At 56.8% G+C, this 9,022-nt stretch carries 7 protein-coding genes and 2 pseudogenes; 5 read left to right on the top strand and 4 right to left on the bottom strand.

Annotated features, from left to right (window positions below):
- Window positions 1-630 precede the first annotated feature (630 nt).
- Window positions 631-828: pseudogene (locus tag HGP14_RS36935) on the bottom strand (ROK family protein); the annotation flags it as partial.
- Between the two features lie 835 nt (window positions 829-1,663).
- Between HGP14_RS36935 and HGP14_RS34675 the strand changes: the two are divergent.
- The 4 genes from HGP14_RS34675 to HGP14_RS34660 all read left to right on the top strand — a co-directional run bounded on the left by HGP14_RS34675 (window position 1,664) and on the right by HGP14_RS34660 (window position 4,680).
- Window positions 1,664-2,356 carry a hydrolase gene (locus HGP14_RS34675; RefSeq protein ID WP_168834308.1) on the top strand — a complete coding sequence of 231 codons (693 nt, stop codon included), beginning with the start codon at window positions 1,664-1,666 and terminating at the stop codon, window positions 2,354-2,356.
- Between the two features lie 113 nt (window positions 2,357-2,469).
- Window positions 2,470-2,748 carry a XapX domain-containing protein gene (locus tag HGP14_RS34670; protein ID WP_168834307.1) on the top strand — a complete coding sequence of 93 codons (279 nt, stop codon included), beginning with the start codon at window positions 2,470-2,472 and terminating at the stop codon, window positions 2,746-2,748.
- Between the two features lie 86 nt (window positions 2,749-2,834).
- On the top strand, window positions 2,835-3,218 hold the full coding sequence (locus tag HGP14_RS36115) for an MFS transporter (protein ID WP_168834306.1): 384 nt from the start codon (window positions 2,835-2,837) through the stop codon (window positions 3,216-3,218).
- A complete protein-coding gene (locus HGP14_RS34660; RefSeq protein ID WP_168834305.1) occupies window positions 3,208-4,680 on the top strand; it encodes an alginate export family protein in 1,473 nt (490 codons plus the stop codon). The genes HGP14_RS36115 and HGP14_RS34660 overlap by 11 nt, the downstream gene beginning before the upstream one ends.
- A 610-nt stretch (window positions 4,681-5,290) precedes the next feature.
- On the opposite strand, the gene HGP14_RS34655 is transcribed toward HGP14_RS34660, so the two are convergent.
- Window positions 5,291-5,671, bottom strand: coding sequence for a response regulator (locus HGP14_RS34655; protein ID WP_168834304.1), 381 nt, complete (start codon window positions 5,669-5,671; stop codon window positions 5,291-5,293).
- A 303-nt stretch (window positions 5,672-5,974) separates the two neighbouring features.
- Between HGP14_RS34655 and HGP14_RS34650 the strand changes: the two genes are divergently transcribed.
- Window positions 5,975-7,069, top strand: a complete 1,095-nt coding sequence (locus HGP14_RS34650) for a sensor histidine kinase (protein WP_168834303.1) — start codon at window positions 5,975-5,977, stop codon at window positions 7,067-7,069.
- An 88-nt stretch (window positions 7,070-7,157) separates the two neighbouring features.
- On the opposite strand, the gene HGP14_RS34645 is transcribed toward HGP14_RS34650, so the two are convergent.
- Together HGP14_RS34645 and HGP14_RS35355 are read right to left on the bottom strand one after the other, a co-directional pair.
- Window positions 7,158-7,346 (bottom strand): hypothetical protein, encoded by a 189-nt coding sequence (locus tag HGP14_RS34645; protein WP_246704770.1) that lies wholly within the window; start codon window positions 7,344-7,346, stop codon window positions 7,158-7,160.
- 1,488 nt (window positions 7,347-8,834) lie between these two features.
- Window positions 8,835-9,022: pseudogene (locus HGP14_RS35355) on the bottom strand (glycosyltransferase); the annotation flags it as partial.

The following is a 9,022-nucleotide window of genomic DNA, read 5'->3' as shown; positions in this document are numbered from 1 at the left end:
GCTTGGCGATATCCAGACCAATTGTGGTAATCTTCTCCATGGACGGCTCTCCCTTATGTGACTTTCGACAGCCACACTTTGGCACATTGCGATGCCGGGAGCGGAGGCCGTCCACCACATCAGGTCAACTTCGCAGCAGGCGCAAACCGCTCTGTTGAAACAACTGGGGCCGCTGTAGTTTCCTAGTTATATCCGTCTAGGCAGTGTGGCTCGCCGCGACCTGCCCTGACATGACATTCTCAAAACTGCTCATCCGTCCTGCTTACAGCCTTTTGCTGGCGCAATTCCTTAATCGGCTCGCCAAAGTCGAAAGTTGTGTACCGATCGGACCATAATTGTCAACGGAAAAGTAAGGAAAATTTGCGTGAGGCATCGCTCCAAGACGTCTACCCTTGTCCTCCCTTCGGTCGGGCAAGCTGCTCCACGCGTGGCGTCATAATGCTATGGATCTGCAATGCTGTAGCACCAATTAAAGCGCACCGATCACCCAAGCTCGACACTTCAACCTGTCGGTCGGCGAACCCGGCTCTTACCGATGGACCAAGTGATTGAAGGCGTCTGGCAAGCTCGGTCAGAAGTGCGCCCGGCGCTGTCCCGCCGATAAAGATACGTTCGGGATCTAACACCTTTTCAAGACTTATGACGGCGACCACGCGCCAGAGCCGCTCGCTCGATCCAACTTTTTGGAATGTTCGAGAGCTCGATTTTAGTGTCGGGCTGCTCCGCACGATGCAGCACTTCCAACGATAGGTACCTGTGGAGACACCCGATATTTCCACAGTAACATGGGGGCCTGTTCGGATCGATGAGGATATGACCGAATTCGCTGGCATCGCCGCGCGCTCCTTCAGCGGACCGTGCACGTTGACTATGCCAAAAACCGCCCCCACTCTAAGCTGCGGGATTCCGGCAAGTTCCCTTTCGGTGATGTGGTCGATTTCATTGACGATCTCGCGCATGTGCCCAGGCGTGCGCGGAAGGGGTGAAGACCCTCTTTCGCTGATCACATCGCCCGCGAGGTTGGCGGCTACATAGTGGAGGCGCTGTCTTTCGATGTGGATACTAGGGAATAGCGCCGTTTGCATTGATTTCGATGGTCTGAGGCGTAAGACCGCTCAGTCTCGCGAGTTCGGCACGTGACAGACAACTCTGTTTTCTGAGAAGATCGAGTACGACGGCTCTGTTGCCGCGTTGAAGTCGCTGAACCGCGGGATTGCACAATATTCACCTGCCGTCCTCGCGTATCGCGAGCGACGCGCAAGCGCCGGTTTTACGACAATTGACATCATTTGGTGCAGCTTACCGGCGAGGTTATGCCTGCGGTAGAAATCGGGCGAATAGGCGAAATTTTATTCAAAACACCGACATTTAGGACAATCGATTCTTTGGGGATGTGCCTAAGGTCGCATCGTTTTTGTTAAACGAAGCAAATGAGGACAGTCCCGCCGAACGCTGAACCGACCCTCGGTTCGACGCTGACTTCCCGAAAGGACCACAGGCTGATCATGCCGCAGATGCTGCTTGTGACGAAGAGCATCGACCGGCATCTCTCAGTCGCGAATCCAAAAGCCGGATTGCAGGTGCCAACGATCCGGGCAACGCGCTCAAAAAGCGCACCGTCGCAACAAATCAATAACAATGCCTTCATCGTAAAGGAGCAGAAATGTCCAAGTATCTCGAAGTGCTAACACCGCAAAATAGCCAACTCCTCTTCATCGACCAGCAGCCTCAGATGGCTTTCGGGGTGCAGTCTATCGACCGCCAGGTCCTGAAGAACAACGTTGTTGGCCTGGCAAAGGCCGCCAAGGCTTTCAATATTCCAACGACGATCACCACAGTCGAAACTGAAAGTTTCTCCGGTAACACTTACCCGGAACTGCTGGCGGTTTTCCCCGAGAACAACATTCTCGAACGCACTTCAATGAATTCGTGGGACGATCAGAATGTTCGTGATGCGCTGGCGAAGAATGCCGCGAACGGTCAGAAAAAAGTGGTCGTTTCCGGCCTTTGGACCGACGTCTGTAACACGACCTTCGCACTCTCCTGTCTGCGCGACACGGACTACGAAATCTACATGGTCGCGGACGCTTCGGGCGCAACGTCGGTTGATGCGCACAAATACGCCATGGACCGCATGGTCCAGGCCGGAGTGGTGCCTATGACGTGGCAGCAGGTCATGTTGGAGTGGCAGCGCGATTGGGCACGCAAGGAGACCTACGATGCTGTCATGGATATCGCCAAGGAGCACTCCGGCGCCTACGGCATGGGTGTCGACTACGCGGTCACTCATGTCCACAAAGGTCCGGAGCGCGTGAAGCACGGCAAACGCATCGGCCCGAACCCGGCGAAATATTAACCGGCGTACCAATGGAGGGCGACACCCGTAAGGGTAAGCGCCCGTCCATCGGGCCAGGCCATCGTAAAATCGCGACTGTCCCGGTGGCGTCAAGCTCATTTAAGGAGCGACAATTGAAACTCTATATCATGTCTCTGGGCGCCGGTATTCTGGTCGGCGTTATCTATAGCCTGCTAAACGTGCGCTCCCCCGCGCCGCCCGTGATCGCTCTCGTCGGCCTATTCGGGATTCTGATCGGCGAACAAGCGGTGCCAGTGGTGAAGCGCGTATTTTCGAGCGAGCCACTGAGCGTGTCCTGGTTCAACGCACACTGCGTGCCGCATGTTTTTGGCGAACTTCCAACGGGCCGCAAGCAGGTCCCCGCCAATCATGGAGCCGAGGAGCTCGGCTGATGCCGACCATAAAAGGCCTGTCAAGCTTGGCTTCCAGCCTTTCCCGACGTTTGTAGAAGATCCCCGTTCGATTCGGAGATAATCCCATGACCGCCGACCTTATCCTTCATCACGGCCTGATCACCACTCTCGACCGCAGCAATCCGGCGGCCAGTGCCGTGGCGATCAAAGACGGCAAGTTTCTGGCCGTTGGGCGCGATGAGGATGTCATGGCGCTCGCCAGCCCGCAGACGAAGGTCATCGACCTTATGGGTAAGCGTGCATTGCCCGGCCTCATCGTGGAATGGTTCATGGTGGAGTCTTGGGCAGAGCATCTGCGCCAACATAGGCGCGTTTCCCGGGCCGACGCCGATCTGCAGACGGAGGCATTGAAATACCGCATCGGCCCTGACGGGCCTGTTGTCAGACATTTCCTGTCAATCGACGCGCGTCGCGACCGTAAACTGGAGGATGGCTTGAATGAGCAGTAAACGAGATCCAAGGCATTGGGCTATACATGATCGCAACGGACTTCTATCCTGTCTGATAGTCGTGACGACCGTCATTAGTGGAGCTCTGACTGGAACTGCTCATGCGCAAAGTTCCGAGGACCGCCCGGCCTACAAAGGCTTGCGCGCCGGGGAAGACTGGTCGCTGCTCAGTGATCCCTCGAAGCGGACCGATTTTTTTGATCCAATCAAATGGATACCGCTGAACTCCGACGGATCGTGGTACGTGACGCTTGGAGGAGAATTAAGGGAACGTTTCGAAAGCTCGCGCTATCCTATCTTTGGTTTGGGAGCACCGGATCAAGACGACTACTTTCTGCATCGGGCATATCTCTTCGCCGACGTCCACTACGGACCCTATTTCCGGACATTCGCCGAACTGGCCAGCGGTCTTGTCTCGGGAGAGGAGGGCACGCCTTCGGCGACACAGAAGGACGAACTTGATCTTCTGCAGGGCTTTGGCGAATTGATGTTTCCGTTGGAGGGTGGAGAATTTTCCGTAAGAGCGGGCCGACAGGAGATGGCCTTCGGATCTTCGCGGCTCATTTCAATCAGGGAGAGCCCGAACATGCATCGTGCATTCGACGGCGTGCGCGTCTCCTGGGCAGGATCTGGAGATAACCGCATCGATGCGTTCCTGACGCGCCCGGTTGCCCTCGAAACCGGTATCTTCGATGACACCAGTGATCAAAGCCAGGCATTCTGGGGCATCTACGCCACAACTGATGTACCAGGCGTTCCAGATCTCAAAGCCGACCTCTATTATCTCGGGCTCGTACGAAAGGATGCCGCGTTCGCTCAAGGGGTTGCGCTCGAGCAACGACAGACCCTGGGGGTGCGGCTCTTCGGCAAGCACGACGCATTTGACTGGAACGTCGAGGCTGCCTATCAGTTCGGAAACTTCGGAACAGCGGACATCCGGGCATGGACGGTTTCCGCTGACATCGGGTACACCTTCGACGACCTGCCATTTTCCCCTCGCCTTGGGATCAACGCCGACGCCATCAGCGGCGACAGCAATCTTAACGACGACACGTTGGGCACATTCAATCCGCTCTTTCCCAAGCTTCCTTACTTTTCAGAGGCAAACCGGGTTGCGCCCGCAAACCTTCTGGATATCCAGCCCAACATTTCGCTGAGCGTGACGCCGAAAGTCGATGTCAACGTCGGCTGGAACCCGCTTTGGAAAGAAGCGACAGCGGATGCCTTCTACGCTCCGCCATTAAAGGCGGTAAGCAATTCGGCGGGTGGAACAGGGCGTTTCATAGGCCATCAGCTAAGTACGACAGTCAGCTGGCAGGCGACCGACCATCTTAACTTATATGGCACTTACGTGCACTTTTGGCCAGGAGAACGAGTGCGGAATATTGGTGGGCGCTCCGGAGATTTTTTTGCGGCTCCGCGCAATGGATCTTCTAGGGAGCAAGCGAGACCTGCATCTTAAACGCCAGCTAACAATCGCCACTCGGAGAATAGCAACACTTCCGCTGCTCCTTAGCCTGAACGGGGGCTTCGTCGACACTGCCGGTTTCCTAGCGCTGCAAGGTCTTTTCACCGTCACCGGAAACTTTGTGACGTTGGCGCGTCCATGGTCTAAGGAACGTCGGGTGGAATCTCGAAATTGCTCGCGCTCCCCATGTTCTGTTGCATTGCCATGATTACTAGGCTGAGCGGTCTTTGGCTGACAGACCGCAACTTTCCTGTTCTACGTCCTTTGATCTCGATTAAGCTCGCCTTCTTGTCGCCAGCGCGGTTCTGGCAGTTCCGTTCGGCCCGTCTATGGAAGGCAGTGGCTGGGCGGCAGTTTTGACCGGAATGGTGTTCGTTTCAGCAATGCGGAGAAATGACATTCTGGAAGGTTCACAAACTTGCGGGGGTACCGAAACTTCGTTTCTCGTGACCATATCCTCCGTAAAGCAACATGGAATGGAGACTCACAGGAAACCTGCGCCTCCTGATCACCAGGCCCCGTTCTGGCTGCCGGCGTATTCGATCTGCTTTTCGAACTTTTCGGGTTCAAGAGGCATGCTGAAAAAATGGTCTCATCCGCAGGCTCACGGCTGCTTTCCGGCTGATGCCAGCATCTCCCGCATAGACATGATAATTTCCACATGCCGATAAGGCTTGGAAAAGAAGACCGTGCCGTCGGGAATGTCGGTGATCTCCACCGCGCGCCTTCCGGAGGTAACGATAATGCGCGTTGAGGGCCATCGCTCCGCAACCAGCTTGGCGAGAGCAAGGCCATCCAGCTCGCTGGGCATTTCGACATCGGTGAACACCAGATCGATCGGCTGACGGGACTCCAGCGTCGCGATGGCCTCGTAGGCATCACCGGCTTCCAGCACATGGAAACCATCCTCATTAAGAGAATCGACAATGTCCAGCCGAAGGAATGCTTCGTCCTCGACCACGAGCACGGCAGGGGCGGCTGTCATGAAACCTCTCATCTCGCATTAAGGGGTCTTAGCATCGAAACTCTCTACGAGAGTCATTGATCCACAACGTCGATGATTTTACGAATTGTGTTCGTCGACGACGACGGGCTCCGAGGAACTGGGGTCCGTAGATAGATTCTAGGGGCAGCAGCGCGAACGATTGCATTGGCTATCCTAACAAGCCTATCTTGGGACCACCCAGTGAAAACTGAGTGGTCTAGGGCGCGGTTGGTTATCGTCGGGCTGACGATGCACTTTCGGTCGTTGGATCGTCATCGGGCTCGTCGCCGGAGGAGTGTTCGATTGCCTGGTTCAATGCATTTCCTTGATGGCGGCAGCGAAATGGGAAAAGCGCTCCGCGCCTACGATTGGGGTGCGAGCGTCCTCGGCCCCCTCGACGCCTGGCCGCCCTCCCTTAAAATCGTAGTCGGCATGATGCTCAATTCGACATTCCCGAAATGCATCGCATGGGGACCGGAGCTGATTACAATCCACAACGACGCGTTCCTGCCGATCCTAGGCGACAAGCCGCCGGCTCTTGGACGACCGTTCCACGAGGTGTGGAGCGAGGCGTGGGAAGAGATCGGGCCGATAGCTGCACGCGCCCTCGCCGGCGAAGCGACATTCATTGAAGATTTCCCGTTGGTGGTCGATCGCCATGGCTATCCGGAGCAAGCCTATTTCACTTTCTGCTACAGTCCGATCCGGGACGAAGGCGGTGTGGTCAGAGGATTCATGGACACCGTGATCGAGACCACCGGGAGCGTTGAAGCTCGCCGTCAGGCGAGCCTGCTCAACGCAGAGCTGGAGCATCGGATCAAGAATACCCTCGCGGTGGTCTCTGCGATCGTCAGCCAGACCCTTCGGGCGACAGATTCCGACGCCGAGGCGCGCTCGGCGCTTCAGGAGCGGATACAGGCCATGGCGCAGGCGCAGTCCCTGCTGACGCGCGCGAGTACCGCCGAAGCCAATATCACCGACATCGTGCATGGGACGATCGCGCCCTTCAAGCTATCGGAAGAACGCTTCCGCATCAGCGGTCCCCCGGTGATGTTATCGTCGAAACAGGCTCTGACCTTGAGCCTGGCCCTGCATGAACTCTCGACCAACGCCGTCAAGTACGGGGCATTGTCCAACGCCACCGGCGTGGTGCGTGTCGATTGGCATGTCGGCCGGCCAAACTCCGAAGACGAGTTCCGGCTGACATGGATTGAGGCCGGTGGGCCGCCGGTGGTCGCCCCGACCCGCAGAGGCTTTGGCTCCCGCATCATCGAGGTTGTGTTGCCCCATGACTTCGCGGGCGAGGCCGAGTTCATCGCCGATCCGTCGGGTATCCGCTACGAGCTTCGCACGCGCATGAGCAACATCGGCGAGCGAGATCTTCAATCTTCAGGCTGACCATGCGAGCCCGTGGTCGCGACCCTACAGTGTTGAAGCTTCCGTCGACATCTTGCATTGATGCTCGGTTCTCGCCGAGAAGGAGTGATCAGGCTACGCCCTTACCGCCGGTGATGCCTTCGAAGCCATACTTGAAGGGCTTCAGCGGCAATTGCGGTAGCTCACGCAGGAGGTCCGACTGGACATCTTCAGGAACCACATCAGGCTGGTAGCGGAATCCCGCCGGCAGCGCCGATGTGGCCGCACCGAACAGGTCTGCTTGCGCTGAGATACCCATATCGCGATCAGGACCTCCTCGTCCGAAAAGCCGGAGGCAATTGTTCGTGTAAATCGGGCTCGATGACATCGCGGCAACCTTCAAGCGGTTCGCCAGACACCGTAATGGTGTGCAGTTCTTCCATCATATGTCCTTTTAAAGCTGCCCTGTTGCAGTAATGAACAATATTGGGGAGAACTGCAGGTGATCGAGGCCGATGATACAGCCATCGGCGGGTTCTACCTACGGCACCTTTCCGACCGGGTACTATTTGTCCTCCTCGGAAACCTCAATATCAAGCGCGCCGGTCATACAATTCGCTGCAGGCGGTGACCTTGCGGTGTGCAAGACCGCGATAAGGTCCAACCCTTCCCCATCCGATGCGTCAGAAGGTAGATCTACCAGAACGCGTTACCGGCCGCAGATCCGCTCTCGGATCATCGAGTGCGCGTCGGCATTTCCGTGAGGCAACTGTACGATGCAGCGGCCCAGGTGGAAAGTGATGCGACGGGGCTCGTCCAAAAGGTTAAGAATGGCGAGCCCTGTCGCAAACCACGGCACCGAGCGCCTTTGCTGCGAGTGCTGATGCCGCGGATGGTGCTAGGTTGGATAGAAAGCTACCTAAAGCTCGAAGATTGTCCCATCAATAACCAATTGGGGTTAAGAGCGCCGCTAAAGCAAGGGCTCGCCCCTAGGAAGGCGAGCCCCAGCCGCGTTAGATGGTTCCGCCGAACCCCCGCTGAAATTGCCCAAGTGTCCAGCTCTGACAATTCCCGTTGAGATTGTCAGAAAGACCCTAGCGATCATAGTAGCTAATTCGAATTATAACGATAGCGGACGCAACCTCAACCGACCGCGTCCGACCGCGCGGCCAAACGTCCCAGACAAGGCTGGCCCTGTGTTCCAAAAACCTCCAAGAACAGGCAGATTTCCGGGGAAAGGTGGCCGCGCGGTACCAGGATTGGTTCATCGCTGGTAGGTGGGTCTAGAACGCTGCCGCGCGGCCACAGTTTCAACGAAGTGAACCTGCCAGGTGTTCCCGTCCGTTAGCGTACGGACAAAAAGAGACCCCGCGTGCTCATGAGAAATAGATGACAGGCCTCCGGACAATCGTAGAAGTGCGTCTGAACGTCGAGCATGGCCGGCGCCTGATCGGGATCATGACACTGGGCCAAGCACTAAAGTTGTCAGACATTCCCAACTTAGAGTTCACCGACCTCCAGCCGGCAAGCGCTACATTGGGTCAGTTCGTTTCCAAGCGGGAGTTGGAAGAATGCAGGCGCGGCCGCACAGCGGTCGCTGCGACAATTAAGGGCATACGAAATATCCCTCAAACCGAAGAAAATGGAGGGACGTACGTCGTTGGTACAAGTCGGCCGTTCAATGTGGACTCTTTCAGCAATGTCTGACGGACCGAGGGCAACAACCGGCGTCACCCTCACATATACATAGGTCCAGGTTGGAAGCGACATGTACCCGCCCTCTGCACGACAAGCTGTCGGCCGAGTTCTAGCCTAATTCCCCAATGATCCTGAGGAGCTCAGCGCGAGTGTCTATCCGCGCGAACTCACTGGCCATGAAGGAGGCGCGCGCGCGATACCTCTGCGTATCGAGGGCAGTCCGGACGGCCCCGCGCAATAGCTGCGGCGTCGGTGCATTGGTTCCAAGGTTGATGCCGACCCCGGACCAGCCGACCC

Source organism: Rhizobium sp. P32RR-XVIII (genome assembly GCF_012641395.1).
Classification (GTDB): Bacteria; Pseudomonadota; Alphaproteobacteria; order Rhizobiales; family Rhizobiaceae; genus Rhizobium.
The sequence above is the reverse complement of the archived record's forward strand: the minus strand, read 5'-3'. Positions and strand labels throughout refer to the sequence as shown.